Here is a 17,107-nt window from a genome sequence, read left to right as displayed (position 1 = left end):
TGATCCCGAACGCGCTGGGGGTGGTCATCGTCAACATCACCTTCCAGGTCGCCGACGCGGTCCTGGTCGTCGCCGCCCTGGGTTTCCTCGGCTTCGGCCTGACCTATCCCGCTTCGGACTGGGGCAGCCAGCTCGCCAGCGGTGTCACCTACATCTCCGGTGACTACTGGTGGCTGATCTATCCCGTCGGCGGCTGCATCGTCCTGACGGTGCTGGCGCTCAACCTGCTCGCGGACGCGCTCCGCGACGCGGTCGGGCGCCGGGCCGGCTGAGGGCTCCGCGCGCCCGGGGACCGACCCGTCGCCCGCTCCGCGGCCTGCTGTGTCCGTCACGACGGACGCTGACCGCCGGAATCGTCGGGCCCGTTCGAACACGGCCGATGGCAGGTGGGGCGCCTGCGACCCGCGCCGCGGGGCGGGACCGGCCGCCACCCGCGTTCCGCCGGCGGCATTCCCGCCCCGTCCCCCTTCGCCCATCCCCACCACACACCGCAGGGAGCCAACCATGACCCATGTGTCCGGTCAGCACCGAGGGCGCCTCCTGCTGGCGCTCGCCACCGCGTCAGGAATGCTCGCCACGGCGTGCACCAGCGGCGGCGCAGGCGCGGCGAAGGACGTCCACCACAGCTACAGGACCCTGCCGAAGGAGTCGGGCAAGCCCAGGAACGGCGGAACGGCCACCATCGCGCTGACCCCCGGTGTCAGCCCCAACTACATCTACCCCTACCCGCCGGCCTCCGACGACGGGACCGTCGTCGCCCGGGGGCTGATGTGGCGCTCCCTGTATCGCCCCAGTGGGAATGGCGACCAGGTCGCCGACCTCGGGCTGAGCCTGGCCGAGGCCCCCGCATACAGCTCCGACCGCAAGACCGTGACCATCAGGATGAAGGACTACACGTGGTCCGACGGCAAGCCGGTCACCGCCGGCGACGTCGTCTTCTCCCTCGCCCTGCTCAAGGCGGCGGTGGCTGAGAGCCCGGCCAACTGGAGCTTCTACACACCGGGCCAGTTCCCCGACGGGATCACCGCCGAGGCCACCTCGCCGGACACCCTGACCCTCAAGCTGAGGACGGCCTACAACCCGTCCTACCTGCTGTCCATGCTGACGCTGCTGTACGTCATGCCGTCCGAGCGGTGGAACATCGCACGCACCGGCGGCCCGCACCTGGACTACACCAGACCGAGGAACGCCAGAGCCATCTACGACTACCTGACGAACCAGTCCGGTCACCAGTCCACCTTCGCCACCAACCCGCTGTGGCAGGTCGTCAACGGACCGTACCGGCTCAAGAGCTTCGACCCGAGCACCGGTTCGTTCTCGCTGGTCCCCAACAGGTCCTACAGCGGTCCGGGCGGGTCACGACTGGACCAGGTCGATTTCAAGGCCTTCACCTCCGCCTCCGCGGTGCTCAACCAGTTCAAGGCCGGCAGGCTGACCGTCGGCACACTGGACTCCGGCTTCATCACCCAGATCAACGCGCTGAAGAAGCACGGCTACCACGTCTACGGCGCCCCGGCGCCCGCCCGGTTCGACCCGCTGACCCTCAACTTCAAGGACACCAGCAACAACTTCGACAAGGTCGTGGCGCAGCCGTACGTCCGGCAGGCCCTCCAGCGCCTGATCGACCAGGAGGGGTACATCAAGAGCCGCGGTGTCCACAACGGCGCCGCCTCCCCGAACTACAGCACGGCCGGCAGCGACTCCCCCTATCCGCCCCGCTTCGGTGACCGCGCACCCTACCCGTACGACCCTGCCGCCGCCGGGAAGCTGCTCACCGGCCACGGCTGGAAGGTGGTGCCGGACGGCGCCACCGTCTGCGAGCGCCCGGGCACCGGGACGGGCGAGTGCGGCCCCGGGATTCCCAAGGGGCAGACGATCGACTTCACCCTCATCTCCGCGACCAGCCCGGCGTACGTGGGTGCGCGGGACACCGCGTTCGCGTCGGCGGCCAGGAAGCTCGGCGTCAGGGTCAGGATCGTCACCAAGTCGCTCAACTACATGTACACCAACTACGGCAACACCTTCGCGCCGGCCGGCAGGAACAAGTGGGCGATGCAGGACTACGGACCCCTGTACCTGGCGGCCGGGTACCCGAGCAGCAACACGGTGTTCAACACGGACGGCAGCTTCAACCTCGGCAGCTACTCGGATCCCGAGGCGGACAAGCTGATCAACGCCTCGACGTTCGGGGCCGACCCGAGGGTGTTGTCGGCCGAGGTGACCCGCCTGTCCGAGGACCTGCCGGTGCTCTTCTTCCCGACCCCGGACACCCTGGTCGTGTGGAAGGACACCCTGTCCGGACCGCCGTCGTCGTTCAACTCCCTGCTCAGCTTCCTCTACACGCCGGAGCTCTGGTACTTCCACGGCTGATCCTCCCCGCCCGCCTGTCCATCCGTCCGTCTCCACCGGAAAGTTCAGGAGCCTCCCATGGCATCCGAAGGCGCCGCCGAGTCCCCCGACTTCGCCAGGGTGATGGGAGCCGGTGACCGGGACGGCCTCGACGCGGTGCGCGACCTGGTCGGTGACGCCCGGGTGGTGGCCCTCGGCGAGGGCGCGCACAACATCACGGAGTTCCACGAGTTCAGGGACCGGTTGTTCCGCCTCCTGGTGCGGGATCTCGGTTTCTCGGCCCTCGTGACGGAGTCCGGGTTCGCCGAGGGGCTGGCCGTCGACGCCTGGGTGCACGGCGGTCCGGGGCAGGCCGGGGCGATCGCCCGGGAGGGCTTGACCTACCGGTTCGGCGAGTGTGAGCCGGTACGCCGGCAACTGCGCTGGATGCGCCGGTGGAACGCCGGACGGGCCGAGCACGCGGGGCAGGAGGCAAGCCCCCGGGCCGGCGGGGCGGGGGTCAGCTTCTACGGGATGGACCTTCCCGGTTCCTGCACCTCCCCCGGGCCGGCGGTACGCGCATGCCTCGACAGGATCCCGGGACGCCCGGGGGACGGGGAACTGCTCCGGCTGGCCGACCTGGGGGGCCGCACGGAGGCGGCGATCCGCTACGCGGCCATGCCCGCCGTCGAACGGATCCGGCTGCTCGCGGGACTCGACGAGCTGGTGGAGCGGGCTTTCTCACTGCACGACGAGGTGGCGCGGCGGTGCGCGGCCTCGCTGCGGGCTCTGGTGCGGGAGCTGGAGGGGGCGGACCCGTTCCCGGCGGAACCGTACCCGCGGGACGCGTTCATGGCCGAGACCGTGGAGTGGATCCTGGAGCGGGAGCGGCGTGTCCTGGTGAGCGCCCACAACGCGCACGTCCGGCGCTCGCCGCTCGACGGCCGGCCGATGGCGGGCGGGCTGCTCGCCGCCTCCGCGGGGGCCGGCCTCGTCGTCATCGCGACGACCTACGGATCCGGTCCGGAGGTCCGTTTCACCCAGCGCTCCGCGCGTCCGTTCGACTGCGAGGTCTCCCTCGGGGCGCGACGACTGGCACCGCACTGCGTCGAGGCCCGGCTGGAGCAACTGGCCGACGAACGGGCCGGGGACCGGCCGGGGCCCGGTGGGCGGTCCGCGGTGGTCGTCGACCTCCGCCGGGCGCCGGCCGGGTTCTTCGCTGGGGTCGAGGGCACGCTCGCCGGTGGCGCCGTCGACACCGTGGACGACTTCCCCGCGGCCTATGACGCGCTGGTCCACTTCCGGCGGGTCACACCGGTCCCGGGCGCGTTCGAGCGGCTGCGCGCGGAGTTCGCCGGGGCCGGGAGGGCCAAGGCGCCCCGGTCGTTCCGAGAGCTCGAAGACCTACAAGGAGTCGCAGTCACCGTGACCGGTCCCTCATCCTCTCGTTCCTCTCGTTCCTCTCGTTCCCGCGGCTTTCGCGACCCGGCTCCCCCGGCCTACCCGCCCACGCGCGTCGCGGAGGTGTTCGACGACGTCGCGGGCGTCCGCGTACCGGACCCGTACCGCTGGCTGGAGGAGGAGACCGACGAGGTGCGGCAGTGGCAGCGCCGGCAGGCCGAACTCGCCACCGCCCTCGCCTACCGCGGGCAGGACCCGGCTGCCGTCCGGGAGTTGGTCCGGGAACACGACAGCGGGTCCCGCCCGTCCCTGCCCCGGTACGCGGCCGGCCGCTGGTTCCGCGCCGTGACACCGCCGGGCGCGGCGGCACCCACCGTGGTGGTGGCCGACCGGCCGCTGGGCGAGGGCCGGGAGGTGGTCGACCTGGCCGGATTCGGGACCGCGGACCAGCCGGCGGTCCTGTCCTGGCTGGCCCCCGCGCCGGACGGTCGCACCCTGGCCCTGGGCGTGTGCACCGACGGCAGCGAGCACAACACCGTCCGCCTGGTCGACGTCGCCTCGGGGCGGGTGCTCGCCGGTGCGCCGCGACAGGTCCTGCACAGCGCGTGGGCCGGCGGCGTCTCGTGGCTGCCCGACAGCAGCGGCTTCTACTTCTTCGCGCTCACCGGTTCGCCGGAGGAGTTCCAACAGGCGGTGTTCCTGCACCGGCTCGGCCGGCCGTCGAACGACGGCACCGCGAGCACCACCGTGGAAGCGGTTCCGGTCGGGGAGGGCTCGCGGGAGTACACCCTCATCCAGGTCTCTCCTCACGGCCGGTGGGCCGTCGCCAGCCACCGGGTGGGCAGCCCGATACCGGTCGCGGTGCGCGACCTGTCCGACCCGGGCGGGGCGTGGCGCCCCTTCGTGACCGCGTGCTCGGGGACGGTCGCCGGCCACATCGTCGGCGACCACTACGTGGCGGTGACCGATGTCGCCGCCCCGCGCGGGCGGGTGGTCGCCATCCCCCTGAGGGCCGCGAACGCCGACGGCCCGGTGGACCCCGGCGATCCGGCGGGGTGGACCGAACTGGTCCCGGAGGGCGAGACGGTTCTGCGGTCGCTCTGCCCGGTCGGCGACCACCTCTACCTGAGCGAGTTCGACCGGACGTACGCCCGGGTACGGATCCTCGACCGCTCCGGTGCCGTGACCGGTGAGGTGCCGCTCCCCGGTCGTGGTGCGCTCGCCGCCCCCTTCTTCCCGCTGACCGCGCTGGCCGTCGGCGCTCCCGTGGACGATTTCGTCTTCGCCTTCTCCACGTTGACCAGTTCCTGGGGTGTCTACCGGCACAGGCCCGGTGAGGAGGGGACGGAGACGCTGGCGGCCCCGGCGGTCACCCTGTGCGCCGAGGTCGAGGAGGGGTGGGCCGCCGCGCCCGACGGCGTCCGGGTGCCGTACCACGTGGTACGCCCGACCGGCGGCGGGGAAGAAGCCGGGGCGCCGCAACCCGCTGCCCCGGCACCGGTACTGATCTCCGCGTACGGCGCGGCGAACGTGCCGCTGCTGCCCCAGTACCAGCCGGACCTCGCCGCCTTCGTCGCAGCCGGTGGTGTCCTGGTCCAGGCGTACCTGCGCGGGGGCGGGGAGTTCGGCCGGGACTGGTACCTGGCCGCGCACCGGGAGCGCAAGGAGGTGCGCGACACCGACCTCGTCGCGGTGGCCGAGCACCTCATCGCCGGCGGCCTGACGAGCGCCGGCCGGCTCGCCCTGACCGGCGGGTCCGACGGCGGCCTGATGTGCGGGGTGGCCGTCACCACCCGCCCCGACCTGTGGCGGGCGGTACTTCCGCGGGCACCCCTGCTGGACCTGATCGGTGGCACCCGCGACCCCTACCTGGACTTCGTCATCCGCAAGGCGTGGGCGGACCCGGACGACCCGGCGCAGGTCCGTCGGCTGCTGCGGCGGTCGCCGTACCACCTGGTCGAACCCGCGGTCTTCCCGGCGGTCTACGTCCAGGCCGGAGCGGCCGATCCGCGCTGCCGCCCCTGGCACGCGCGCAAGTTCGCGGCACGGTTGCAGGCCGCCCAGCAGGGGCCGCAGCCGATCCTGGCGCACGTCTTCGAGCATGCCGGGCACGGCGCGGCGACACCGCGAGAGGTGGCTTTGGCGCAGGACGCCGAGTGGCTGGCGTTCCTGGCCGGGTCGCTTGGCCTGCGGGTACCGCGGCGCAGGCGCGGTCCGCGGGACGAACGGGACGCGTGAAGCGTGCGGGGTGCTGTGCCGACGGGACTGCGGGGCGGGGACGGCAACGGCGTGGGCGGCTCAGTCGTCCGGTGCCGGCCTGAGGGACATCAGCCGGAGCTGAATCATGGCGGACAGGCGCGCCCCCGGGTCGTTGAGGTCGATGCCGCCCACCTCGGCCGCGCGCCGCAGCCGGTAGCGGAACGTGTTGGGGTGCACGAACATCGCGGCCGAGGCCACGGCCACGTCGCCGAAGGCGTCCAGCCAGCTGCGCAGTGTCTCCACCAGGCTGGTCTGGCACTTGCGGTCATAGGCGACGATCCGGGCGACAGCACCGCTCGGCAGGTCTCCGCGCGGGACACGGTCGGCGAGTTCGAGGAGCAGTGCCTCGACATGGACGTCGTCCAGCCGGGCCACACGCTGCCCGGCGACGGCTCCCGACCGCAGGACGCGCAGGGCCCGGTCGGCTCCGGCACGGGAGCGGGCCAGGTCCGAGCTGTCGGTGGCGAGCGGGCCCACTCCGATCAGCGGGCGCAGGCAGGAGCCCACCCGGGCCAGGAACTGCGCGGCGATGCCGGACGCGCGTTCCCCGGCGTCCTGTCCGCTCCGGGCGAGCCGTCCTTCCTGTCTTCTCTGCCGGCCCGCTGCCCGGTCCTGGCGGCCCGGCGGCAGGGGCAGGATGCCGTAGGCCACGTCGCCGATCAGCGCTGTGGTGGCGCGCGGATGCACGGCGGACAGGTGCATGGCAAACGCGTCGGTGAGCCGCTTGCGTTCCGTGGCGAGGCGGGCGGGCAGGGAGTGGCCGGTGTCCGGGTCGACGACGGTGAGCGCGAGGACCGTGGCGGGTTCGTCCTCCAGACCGAGGCGACGGGTCGCCTCCAGTGCCCCCGGCCCGCTCTCCAGCGCGGTGGCCAGCAGCTCCGCGCGCAGCCGCCGTTCCATGTCGGCGTCGGCCCGCTGCGACACCATGTGCATCGCGACGAGCTTGGACGCCTCGTGGAGAGCCTGGCTGCGCACCTCGTCGAGGGGCTCGGGGGCGACCACCCAGATCGTGCCGAGGATCTCGTCCCCGGCGCGCACGGCTATGGCCGCGCGGGGCAGTTCGGCCGGCTCGCGCGAGTCGTCGGCCACGGGCAGGGAGTCCACGAAGACGGGCCGGTCGCTGCGGTAGATGGCCTGGAAGACCCCGCGTTCCTCCAGGATGCGGGTGTAGTGCTCGGGGACCTGACGGCCCAGGATCGTCTGGACACGCGAGGGGTCCACGTCCTCCTGGCGGCTGGAGAAGGCCAGCAGGCGGGAGTTGCGGTCCTCGATGGTGACGGGTGCGTCGAGAAGCGCGGCGATGGCGTTGGCGACGGCGAAGAGGTCGCCGGACCCGGCGCGGCCGGAGGCGGGGGCGTCCGCATCGTGGAAACCCCCGTTCTCCGCCGTCAGGGTGCGGAGCATCCCGCCCAGGTGCGTCCACGAGGCGCCGCGGGCGAAGGCGAGGACCACCACACCCGACGCGCGCGCCGCGGCGACCAGCCGTTCGTCGGCCACGACGGGTGCGCGGACCACCAGGGCGGCGGCGCCGTGGTGCCCGAGCCGGGTCACGACCCGCGCGATGTCGGCGGGGTCGTGCAGGCCGACGCCCATCACCAGGGCGTTGCGGGGCAGTTCCGGTTCGTCGAGCGGGTCGTGGATGACGATGCCGCCGAGGGCGTCGACACGTCCGACGTCGCCGCAGACCACTTCGAGCAGGGTGGTGCCCAGTTCCTCCAGTACTCGTCCGAGGTTGGCCGGCGGGATGCTGGTCACGGGGATGAACACGGGGCCGAAAGTAGCGCGGCCCCGCCGTGTCGTTGTTCGTCGCGCATGACGAAATGGCTCCACTTCTTTCGTCGGACGGGACATCGGACCTGGGGAACGCCGTACACGTGGTCGAAGGGTCGGGTGGGCGGGGAGAGGGGCGGGCGATCACGCCGGTGTCACCCGGCGGGAACGGGCACCCACTTCGTGGCGGTGGTGACGGCCTCCAGCACGTCCGGGATCGGAGTCACGCCGATCCCCGGCCCGGTCGGCACCGCGAGGTGCCCGTCCACCAGGCGGAACGGCGCGGTGATGTCGGTTCGGTAGTAGCGGTCGGACGCCGAGGTGTCGCCGGGCAACAAACACCCGGGCAGGGCGGCGAGGGCGAGGTTGGCGGCCCGGCCGACCCCCGTCTCCAGCATGCCTCCGCACCACACGGGCACGCCGTGCGCTGCGCAGACGTCGTGGATCCGCCGGGCCTCCAGGTAACCGCCCACCCGGCCGGGCTTGATGTTCACCACCCGGCAGGCACCGAGCGCGATGGCGTCGGCGGCGGCGCGGGCGGAGACGATCGACTCGTCGAGGCAGATCGGCGTGGTGAGGCGCGCGGCGAGTTCCGCGTGCCCGGCCAGGTCGTCCTCCGCCAGGGGCTGTTCCAGCAGGAGCAGGTCGAAGGGGTCCAGGCGGGCGAGGTGGCGGGCGTCTGCGCGGCGGTAGGCGGTGTTGGCGTCGGCCTGGAGCAGGATGTCGCCGAACCGCTCGCGCACGGCACGGACCGGCTCGACGTCCCAGCCCGGCTCGATCTTCAGCTTGATGCGCAGGTAGCCGGCGTCGAGGTAGCCGGCGACCGCGTCGAGCAGGGCGGGGACCGATTCGGTGATTCCCACGGACACCCCGCACGGGACGGTCTCGCGGACCGCGCCGAGTGCGTGCCCGAAGGAGACGCCGCGGGCCCGGAGGTCCGCGTCCAGGACCGCCGTCTCCAGTGCGGCCTTGGCCATGCGGTGGCCCTTGAAGGGGGCCAGGGCCGGGGCGACCCGGTGGGCGTCCAGGCCCGGCACCCCGGCCAGGGCGGGGACCAGGAAGCGGGTCAGGACGTCGGCCGCGGCGTGGGTGTACTCCGAGGAGTACAGCGGTGCGGTGCCCGCGCCGCACTCCCCCCAGCCCTCGGCCTCGTCGGTGACCACGCGCACGAGCAGCGCCTCGCGCACGGTCTCGGTGCCGAAGGAGGTGCGGAAGGGTGACACGAGCGGCAGTTCGACGGTGCGGATCTCGACTCCGCTGAGCTTCACGACGCCCTCCCCGGTGTCCGTCCGGCCGCTGCGTGTCCGCTTCCGGCTTGCCCGGCTGGGGCCTTTGTCCCCGGGACCCGCCCGGTCGCGGCTCCTTCGGTCCGCGCCGGCCCCGTCGCCGGACGGTCCACGACGTACCAGCCCGCGCGGTCGAAACCACGGACCCGGGCCCCTTCCGAGAACAGACCGCCGAGGACCTCCCGGACCGCCGTGCGCCACTCGGCGGCGCGCGCCGGGTCGCTCACCCGCAGGGCCTCGACATCCTCGGGAACGGCCACGAGCACGGTGGGCGCGTCGGTACGCCCGGCGGCCGGCCCACCCGCCGTCGAGGCGCCGAGCCCCACGACCGCGCCCGCCGCCCGTGCCACCCGCGCGCTGGTCAGCCGGGGACGGCCGGCGCCGGCCAGTTCGGCGTCGGGCGACTGCAGCCGCCAGCTCACCAGGATCCGGTCGCTGTCGTCGCCGCGGTTGATGTCGTCGGCGATCGGGCCGTAGAAGTCCGGCAGGTACTCGGACGGGTCGGCGGCCAGCTTGGCGATGTTGAAGTAGGCGTTGCGGCGCACCAGCGGGTCGTACGTCCAGCAGATCTCGTCGGCGCCGCGCTTCATCGCCCAGGCACGCTGGTGCAGCTTGAGCGCGAACCCGACGCTGCGTCCCCGCAAGCGCGGCAGCACCCCGGCGATGTGGCTGTGCAGGGCCCCGCGCGCCGGCGGGGTGAAGAAGCCGAAGCAGGCGCCCACCAGTCGGCCGTCCTCGAAGGCGCCGCTCACGTAACTGCCCGCCTTGGTCATCGCACGCAGCAGGTCGGCCGCCACCGGGGGGTGGTTCTCGCCGGTGCGCCAGACGCGCTCGTACAGGCGTTGGACCGCCGCGAGTTCGCTCATGCCGTCCAGGGTGCGGATGTCGACGCCCGCGGTGCGCGCGGCGGCCTGGGCCGCGGCGCAGGCCGCGTCGAGGGGCGGGGTCCCGTTGCGGTCGCGCAGGAGATCGCTCACGTCGGTCATGGTTCCATCCGCTGTCGTCCCGTAGCTGGTCCGGAAGCACAGGAGGGGGGGTGCGGATTCGTCGGGGCGGACCATCCGGTGCCGCCGGACGCCAGCAGTTCGGCGACCAGCGCGGCGAGCAGGCGGGTCCGCTCCGGCAGCTGCGCCACCAGCACGTGTTCGTCGTCGGCGTGCGCTCCTGCGCCGACCGCGCCCAGGCCGTCGAGGGTGGGCGTGCCGACGCCGGCGGCGAGGTTCCCGTCGGAGGCGCCGCCGACGGCGGCCGAGGTGAGCGGCCCGATGCCGAGGCCTTCCGCGAGCCGGTTCGCGAGTTCGAACAGATCCCCCGAGGCCGCGGCGGGCAGGGGCGGGCGGTTCGGGCCGCCCCGGATTTCCAGGACGGCGCCCGGAAGGCGGGGCCGCAGGGCCCGCAGGGCGGTGTCGACGCGGTGCTGTTCGGCGGCATCGCGGACTCGGACGTCGACGTCGAAACGGGCCGCGGCGGGAACGGTGTTGACGGTGGTGCCCGCCTCCAGGCGGGTCGGGGTGACGGCGGTGCCCAGAGCCGGATCGCCCAGTGCGGTCACGGCCAGGACCTGGTGGGCCGCCTCGACCGTGGCGTTCACCCCGCGCTCCGGGTCCAGGCCGGAGTGAGCGGCCCGTCCGCGTACCAGCACCTCGTAACGCGACACGCCCTTGCGCTCGGTCTTCAGGGCGCCCCCGGGCCCGGCGGCCTCCAGGACGAGGACGGCGGCACACCGGCGTGCCTCGTCCTCGATGAGCTCACGCGAAGTGGGGGATCCCGGTTCCTCGTCACCGGTGACGAGGAGGGTGACGCCGTCCAGACCGTCCGAGCCGCCCGCGCCGCGCAGGGCCGCCAGGGCGTGGAAGGCCATCACCAGGCCCGCCTTCATGTCGAAACACCCCGGGCCGCGCAGCACTCCCTCGCGCACCTCGAAGGGGTGGCGGGCCAGCGAGCCGATCGGCCACACCGTGTCGTGGTGGCCGAGCAGCAGCACGCGCGGGGTGTCGCCGAAGCGCCAGCGCAGGTGGGTGCACCCGTCGATGACCAGGCGTTCCGGTCGCGTGCCCAGGTGGCGGGCGCCGGTGTCGGCGACCAGTTCGGCACTGCGGGCGATGGCTGCCAGGTCCTCGGAGGGGGACTCACAGCGCACGAGCCGCCCGATGTCGGCGACCAGCGCGGCGCTCGGCCCGCTCTCGCAGGACCGCCGGTCGTCCGCCGTACCGATCGCGGCGTGCTCCTGTGGTCGACGCATCGCCCCAGCATCGCCGGTCGCGCGGCGGACGGCGTTGTCCGATCCGCCGGGATGGCTGCGCGCGGTTGGGACGCGGTGACGAAAGCGGGACCGCAGCGCCCGGCCGGCCCGGCCCCCTGCGGCCCGCCGGCCCGGCCCGCGGACCTGATCCTCGCCCGGTGCCCGGCGGGCGGTGTCCTCGACCGGGGTCATGGTGTGGGCCGACGCTCGCGCAGAACCGCCGTGTAGACCTCCGCCGTCGCCGCCGCGGCCGCGGTCCAGCCGAAGGACCGGGCATGCTCGGCCGCGGCGCGGCCCATCCGGGCGGAGCGGGCCGGGTCGTCGGCGAATCCGCGCAGCGCCCGGGCGTAGTCGGCCGGATCGTGCCCCGGTACGAGGACGCCGCTCACCCCGTCCCGTACGGCGACGGTCAGGCCGCCGACCTCGGCGGCGACCACCGGGGTGCCGCAGGCCTGCGCCTCGACGGCCACCAGGCCGAAGGATTCGCTGTGCGACGGCATGACCAGGACGGACGCCGCCCGGTACCAGTCGGCGAGTCGGTCCTGGCCGACCGGCGGCCGGAACAGCACGACGTCGCAGATGCCGAGCCGGGCCGCCAGCTTCTGCAGTCCCTCCGGCTGGGCCAGGCCGCTTCCGCTGGGCCCGCCGACAACCGGGACCACGATCCGTCGCCGCAGCCGTGGTCGCTCGTCCAGCAGCCGGGCCACCGCGCGCAGCAGGACGTCCGGCGCCTTCAGCGGCTGTATGCGGCCCACGAACAAGGGGATGAGGGCATCGTGCGGGAGTCCGAGGCGGGAGCGGGCCGCGGCCCGGCCGGCGTCGACACCGCGGGCGTCGGGTCGGAAGCGTTCCAGGTCGACACCGGGGTGGACGACGGCGACCCTGCCGGTGTCGGCGTCGTAGTGGCGGCGCAGTTCTTCGGCTTCCTTCTCGGTGTTGGCTATCAGCCGGTCGGCGGCGCGCACGACCTGTCCCTCGCCGATCACGCGGGCCGCGGGCTCCGGGGCGTCGCCCTCGGCGGGGCAGGCGTTCTTGACCTTGGCCATGGTGTGCATGACGTGGACGAGCGGAACGCCCCAGCGCTCGGCGACGAGGCGGCCGGCGTGGCCGGAGAGCCAGTAGTGGGAGTGCACCAGGTCGTAGTGGCCGGCCCGGGCCCGCGTCACACCGTGTGCGAAGGCGGACAGGTGTGCGGGCAGGTCGTCCTTGCCCAGGCCCTCGTGGGGTCCTGCGTCGACGTGCCGCACCAGGACGCCGGGCGCGAGTTCGACGCTGGGCGGGAGCGCGGCACAGGTGGTGCGGGTGAAGATCTCCACCTCGATGCCGATGCCGGCCAGGCGCTTGGCGAGCTCGACGATGTAGACGTTCATCCCGCCCGCGTCGCCGGTGCCTGGCTGGTGCAGTGGTGAGGTGTGCACGCTGAGCATCGCGACGCGCCTCGGACGGCCGTGGGCACCGGGCCGTCGCGGCAGCGGCGAGCCGGTGAGGACACTGCCGTGGGCGGGGCCGTACCGGGGCCCTTCCTCCCGGGTCGCGTACCGGCTCACCCGGCAGCCCCTCCGGCCGGGGCCGAGGCGCCCAGGTCGAGGCGCTGCCCGCCCGCGTACACGTTCATGGAGCCGCCCCGCAGGAAGCCGACGAGCGTGAGTCCGGTCTCCACCGCGAGGTCCACGGCGAGAGAGGAGGGTGCCGAGACCGACGCCAGCACGGGGATGCCCGCCATCACGGCCTTCTGCGCCAGCTCGAAGGAGGCACGCCCCGACACCAGCAGAATGCTCCGGGACAGCGGCAGCCGGCCGGACCGCAGCGCGCGGCCGGTGAGTTTGTCGACGGCGTTGTGCCGGCCGACGTCCTCCCGCAGGTCCTGCAGTTCGCCCTCGGGCGAGAACAGCCCGGCGGCGTGCAGACCCCCGGTCCGGTCGAAGACCCGCTGCGCGGCCCTCAGCCTGCCGGGCAGGGCCGCCAGGAGTTCTGGAGTGGGCCGGACACCGGGTGAGTCGTCGATCGGCCAGCGTGCCGTGGTCCGTACGGCGTCCAGGCCGGCCTTCCCGCACAGGCCGCACGAGGACGTGGTGTAGACGTTCCGCTCGAGCGTGATGCGGGGCAGCGGTACACCGGGGGCGAGGTGCACGTCGACGACGTTGTAGGTGTTCGGGCCGTCCTGCACGGTCCCGGCGCAGTACACGATGTTCGCCACGTCCGTGGCCCGGGCCACGACGCCCTCGCTCACCAGGAACCCCGCGGCGAGCGCGAAGTCGTCGCCCGGCGTGCGCATGGTGACGGCCAGGGGCCTGCCGTTCAGGCGGATCTCCAGCGGCTCTTCCGCGACCAGCGTGTCCGGGCGTGTGCTCAGCGCCCCGTCCCGGATCCGCAGCACCCGCCGTCGCTCGGTGACCCGTCCCATGGCCTCACTCCCGGTTCTGTCCCTGACCGTCCCTGTGCTCCGCGCCCGGATGCCGGCCCCGCCGGCCGGCACGGGCCGGCCGCGGGGACGCTCGTCGGGGGACGGAGCCGCTGTTCAGCACTCGATGACGTTGACGGCGAGGCCGCCGCGGGCGGTCTCCTTGTACTTGATCTTCATGTCGGCGCCGGTCTCCTTCATGGTCTTGATGACCTTGTCCAGGGACACGTGGTGCCGACCGTCACCTCGCAGGGCCATCCGGGCGGCGGTGACTGCCTTCACCGCGGCCATGCCGTTGCGTTCGATGCACGGGATCTGGACGAGGCCACCGACGGGATCGCAGGTCAGGCCGAGGTTGTGCTCCATCCCGATCTCGGCGGCGTTCTCCACCTGCTCGGGTGTGCCGCCCAGCACCTCGGCGAGGCCGCCGGCGGCCATCGAGCAGGCGGAGCCGACCTCGCCCTGGCAGCCGACCTCGGCGCCGGAGATGGAGGCGTTCTCCTTGAAGAGCATGCCGATGGCGCCCGCCGCGAGCAGGAAGCGGACGACGCCGTCCTCGTCCGCACCCGGCACGAAGCCGAGGTAGTAGTGCAGCACGGCCGGGATGATGCCCGCCGCACCGTTCGTCGGAGCGGTGACGACCCGGCCACCGGCGGCGTTCTCCTCGTTCACCGCCATGGCGTACAGGGTCACCCATTCCATCGCGCGGCCTGCCGGGTCGCCCTCGCCGCGCAGCGCCCGGGCCGCCGCCGCGGCCCTGCGACGCACCTTCAGTCCGCCGGGGAGGATTCCCTCGCGGCCCAGCCCCCGGGAGACGCAGGCCCGCATGACCCGCCATATCTCCAGCAGGCCCAGGCGGATCTCCTCCTCGGTGCGCCAGGCCTTCTCGTTCTCCAGCATCAACGCGGAGATCGACAGACCGGTCTCCCGGGTGAGGCGCAGCAGTTCGTCACCCGTGCGGAAGGGATGGGCCGGCACGGTTTCGTCGAGCTTGACCCGGTCCGCTCCGACGGCGTCCTCGTCGACGACGAAGCCGCCGCCCACCGAGTAGTACGTCTTCTCCAGCAGCGGCAGGCCGCCGGCGTCGTACGCGAAGAGGATCATGCCGTTGGCGTGGTACGGCAACGAGCGCCGGCGGTGCAGGACCAGCTGGGTCGAGACGTCGAAGCCGATCTCGTGCACCGGTCCGATCTCGGCACCGAGCAGGCGGATGCGCCCGGTGCTGCGGATGCGCTCCGCGTCCGCGTCGGCCTGGACGACGTCGACCGTGTGGGGCTCGTTGCCCTCCAGGCCGAGCAGCACCGCCTTGGGGGTGCCGTGGCCGTGCCCGGTGGCACCGAGGGAGCCGAAGAGCTCTGCCCGTACCGCGGCGGTCTGCGCGAGTACGCCGTCCTGCTTCAGCCTGGCCACGAACATCCCGGCGGCGCGCATCGGCCCGACGGTGTGCGAGCTGGAAGGGCCGATGCCGATGGAGAAGAGGTCGAAGACGCTGATTGGCACGCCGTGCTCCGTCAGGTGGGCGGGGTGTGCCGAGCGTGTCCCGGCACACCCCTGCGGGAGGTTGTCACCGGTCCTGGAGGCCGGGGTACAGCGGGTGCTTGTCCGCCAGGGCCTTCACCCGGGCCCTGAGCGAGTGCGCGTCGGCCGCTGCGAAGGGGGAGGGCGCCTTCAGCGCCAGTGCGATGACGTCCGCGACCTCTGCGAAGTCCTGGGCCGTGAAGCCGCGGGTGGCCAGGGCCGGCGTCCCGATCCGCAGGCCCGAGGTCACCATCGGCGGGCGTGGGTCATGGGGGACGGCGTTGCGGTTGACCGTGATGCCGACCTCGTGGAGACGGTCCTCGGCCTGCTGCCCGTCCAGCTCGCAGGCACGCAGGTCGACCAGGATCAGGTGCACATCGGTGCCGCCGGACGCGACGTTCACCCCCGCCTCGCGGACGTCGGCGTCCGTCAGCCGTTCGGCCAGAATGCGGGCGCCCTCGACCGTGCGGTGCTGGCGCTCCCTGAACTCCTCGCTCGCCGCGACCTTGAAGGAGACCGCCTTCGCCGCGATCACGTGCTGCAGGGGACCGCCCTGGAAGCCGGGGAAGACGGAGGAGTTGAGCTTCCTGGCGAACTCCTTCCTGGCGAGGATGATCCCGCCTCGCGGGCCACCGAGGGTCTTGTGCGTGGTGGAGGTGACCACGTCCGCGTGTTCCACCGGGTTGGGGTGCAGCCCGGCTGCCACCAGCCCCGCGAAGTGCGCCATGTCGACCATCAGGTACGCGCCGGCCTCGTCGGCGATCCGGCGGAACTCGGCGAAGTCCAGCTGCCGCGGGTACGCCGACCAGCCCGCGATGATCACCTTCGGCCGGTGTTCCTTGGCCAGCTTCTCCAGCTCGGCCATGTCGACCAGACCGGTCTCGGCGTCCACGTGGTAGGCGACCACCTGGAACTGCCTGCCCGAGAAGTTGATCTTCATGCCGTGGGTGAGGTGCCCGCCGTGCGCCAGGTCGAGGCCGAGGACGGTGTCGCCGGGCTGGGCCAGTGCGAACAGGGCGGCCTGGTTGGCGGAGGCGCCCGAGTGCGGCTGGACGTTGGCGTACTCGGCCCCGAACAGCTCCTTGACGCGGTCGATCGCGATCTGCTCGATGACGTCGACGTGCTCGCAGCCACCGTAGTAGCGGCGGCCCGGGTAGCCCTCGGCGTACTTGTTGGTGAGGACCGAGCCCTGCGCCTCCATGACCGCGAGGGGGGCGAAGTTCTCCGAGGCGATCATCTCGAGCGTGGACTGCTGACGGTTCAGCTCGGCGTAGACCGCGGCGGCGACCTCCGCATCGGCCTCGTGCAGGGGCTGGTTGAACAGGGTCATCGGCGGTCTCCTCGGGTGCAGGCGCTGCGGAAGCCTCCTGGCGGGGCCCCGCTCTGAGGGTGGAGCGGGCCGGGACGGGGTGGTGCTCATGAGTCGACGACCGCCGCGGCGGGGTCGAGGGTGCGGCGGATCCGGCTGGAGAACTTCGGCCGGCCGAGGGAGAGCACGGCGACGGGAGCGCCCTCGCGCCGGCGGACGGCCGTGAGGAACGGCTGTCGACCTCCCCTTCGACGATCTCGGGACGACTTCGTCTCGCATTAGACAACGCAATTCATTATGTGCAACAGATTTCCGGCCACTCCCGGGGTTGTCAAGGGATGCGCGGATATCAGTTGACAAGGACGCCCCATGTTGCACATCACGCAACGCACCCGGCGGTGGTCGCGGGCGGGAGCACCCATGGGCCGTCCACCTGCCGCAGGGGCCGCGGGAGCAGGTGGACGGCCGTACCGGGGTGGAGGATCAGTGCGCGGGCCGCGTCCCGAGCCTGCTCTGGACCCAGTCGTGGAAGGCGCCGATGTGGTGTTCGCTGGGGACCAGGACACCGCCCCGGGCATAGGCCCGCGAGCTCA

11 protein-coding genes and 1 pseudogene are annotated in these 17,107 nt (G+C 73.0%); 3 read left to right on the top strand and 9 right to left on the bottom strand.

Annotated elements, in window-relative coordinates:
• From IE249_RS39100 to IE249_RS31560, 3 genes are all read left to right on the top strand, one after another.
• Window positions 1-272 (top strand): ABC transporter permease subunit (locus IE249_RS39100; RefSeq protein ID WP_229859673.1); only part of this gene is annotated, 272 nt, incomplete at its 5' end.
• 232 nt (window positions 273-504) lie between these two features.
• Window positions 505-2,370, top strand: a complete 1,866-nt coding sequence (locus tag IE249_RS31565; protein ID WP_189710352.1) for an ABC transporter substrate-binding protein — start codon at window positions 505-507, stop codon at window positions 2,368-2,370.
• Window positions 2,371-2,427: 57 nt separating this feature from the next.
• Entirely contained in the window at window positions 2,428-5,967 is a 3,540-nt protein-coding gene (locus IE249_RS31560) for a prolyl oligopeptidase family serine peptidase (RefSeq protein ID WP_189710351.1), read from the top strand.
• A gap of 60 nt (window positions 5,968-6,027) precedes the next feature.
• Here the strand turns inward: IE249_RS31560 and IE249_RS31555 are convergent, their stop codons facing one another.
• The 9 genes and pseudogenes from IE249_RS31555 to IE249_RS39095 form a co-directional block, all read right to left on the bottom strand.
• Window positions 6,028-7,755 carry a PucR family transcriptional regulator gene (locus IE249_RS31555; protein WP_229859669.1) on the bottom strand — a complete coding sequence of 576 codons (1,728 nt, stop codon included), beginning with the start codon at window positions 7,753-7,755 and terminating at the stop codon, window positions 6,028-6,030.
• Between the two features lie 158 nt (window positions 7,756-7,913).
• Window positions 7,914-9,026 carry an o-succinylbenzoate synthase gene (gene menC / locus IE249_RS31550; RefSeq protein WP_189710347.1) on the bottom strand — a complete coding sequence of 371 codons (1,113 nt, stop codon included), beginning with the start codon at window positions 9,024-9,026 and terminating at the stop codon, window positions 7,914-7,916.
• On the bottom strand, window positions 9,023-10,030 hold the full coding sequence (locus IE249_RS31545; RefSeq protein WP_229859667.1) for a GNAT family N-acetyltransferase: 1,008 nt from the start codon (window positions 10,028-10,030) through the stop codon (window positions 9,023-9,025). Before IE249_RS31545 ends, menC begins: the two co-directional genes overlap by 4 nt.
• The gene (locus IE249_RS31540; protein WP_189710345.1) at window positions 10,027-11,286 is read right to left on the bottom strand and encodes a M20 family metallopeptidase; all 1,260 of its coding nucleotides are present in this window, start codon (window positions 11,284-11,286) and stop codon (window positions 10,027-10,029) included. Before IE249_RS31540 ends, IE249_RS31545 begins: the two co-directional genes overlap by 4 nt.
• A gap of 188 nt (window positions 11,287-11,474) precedes the next feature.
• Window positions 11,475-12,833 (bottom strand): D-inositol-3-phosphate glycosyltransferase, encoded by a 1,359-nt coding sequence (gene mshA / locus IE249_RS31535; protein WP_373304504.1) that lies wholly within the window; start codon window positions 12,831-12,833, stop codon window positions 11,475-11,477.
• The gene (fdhD, locus tag IE249_RS31530) at window positions 12,830-13,690 is read right to left on the bottom strand and encodes a formate dehydrogenase accessory sulfurtransferase FdhD (RefSeq protein ID WP_189710341.1); all 861 of its coding nucleotides are present in this window, start codon (window positions 13,688-13,690) and stop codon (window positions 12,830-12,832) included. Before fdhD ends, mshA begins: the two co-directional genes overlap by 4 nt.
• Before the next feature lie 114 nt (window positions 13,691-13,804).
• Window positions 13,805-15,187: an L-serine ammonia-lyase gene (locus tag IE249_RS31525; RefSeq protein WP_189710339.1), complete on the bottom strand. Its 1,383-nt coding sequence runs from the start codon at window positions 15,185-15,187 to the stop codon at window positions 13,805-13,807.
• Between the two features lie 64 nt (window positions 15,188-15,251).
• A complete protein-coding gene (gene glyA / locus IE249_RS31520; protein ID WP_189710337.1) occupies window positions 15,252-16,535 on the bottom strand; it encodes a serine hydroxymethyltransferase in 1,284 nt (427 codons plus the stop codon).
• Between the two features lie 462 nt (window positions 16,536-16,997).
• Window positions 16,998-17,107, bottom strand: a pseudogene (locus tag IE249_RS39095) (SRPBCC family protein); the annotation flags it as partial.

Source organism: Streptomyces anandii JCM 4720, from assembly GCF_014650655.1.
GTDB classification, from domain to species: Bacteria; Actinomycetota; Actinomycetes; order Streptomycetales; family Streptomycetaceae; genus Streptomyces; species Streptomyces anandii.
Note: the sequence above shows the minus strand (reverse complement) of the source record. Positions and strands in the feature narration are given on the sequence as shown.

Bases quoted from the DNA above. Each gene is read 5' to 3' on its own strand.
- glyA (WP_189710337.1), bottom strand. From the start codon at position 16,535: ATGACCCTGTTCAACCAGCCCCTGCACGAGGCCGATGCGGAGGTCGCC.
- IE249_RS31540 (WP_189710345.1), bottom strand. From the start codon at position 11,286: ATGCGTCGACCACAGGAGCACGCCGCGATCGGTACGGCGGACGACCGG.
- IE249_RS31565 (WP_189710352.1), top strand. From the start codon at position 505: ATGACCCATGTGTCCGGTCAGCACCGAGGGCGCCTCCTGCTGGCGCTC.
- IE249_RS31560 (WP_189710351.1), top strand. From the start codon at position 2,428: ATGGCATCCGAAGGCGCCGCCGAGTCCCCCGACTTCGCCAGGGTGATG.
- fdhD (WP_189710341.1), bottom strand. From the start codon at position 13,690: ATGGGACGGGTCACCGAGCGACGGCGGGTGCTGCGGATCCGGGACGGG.
- IE249_RS31545 (WP_229859667.1), bottom strand. From the start codon at position 10,030: ATGACCGACGTGAGCGATCTCCTGCGCGACCGCAACGGGACCCCGCCC.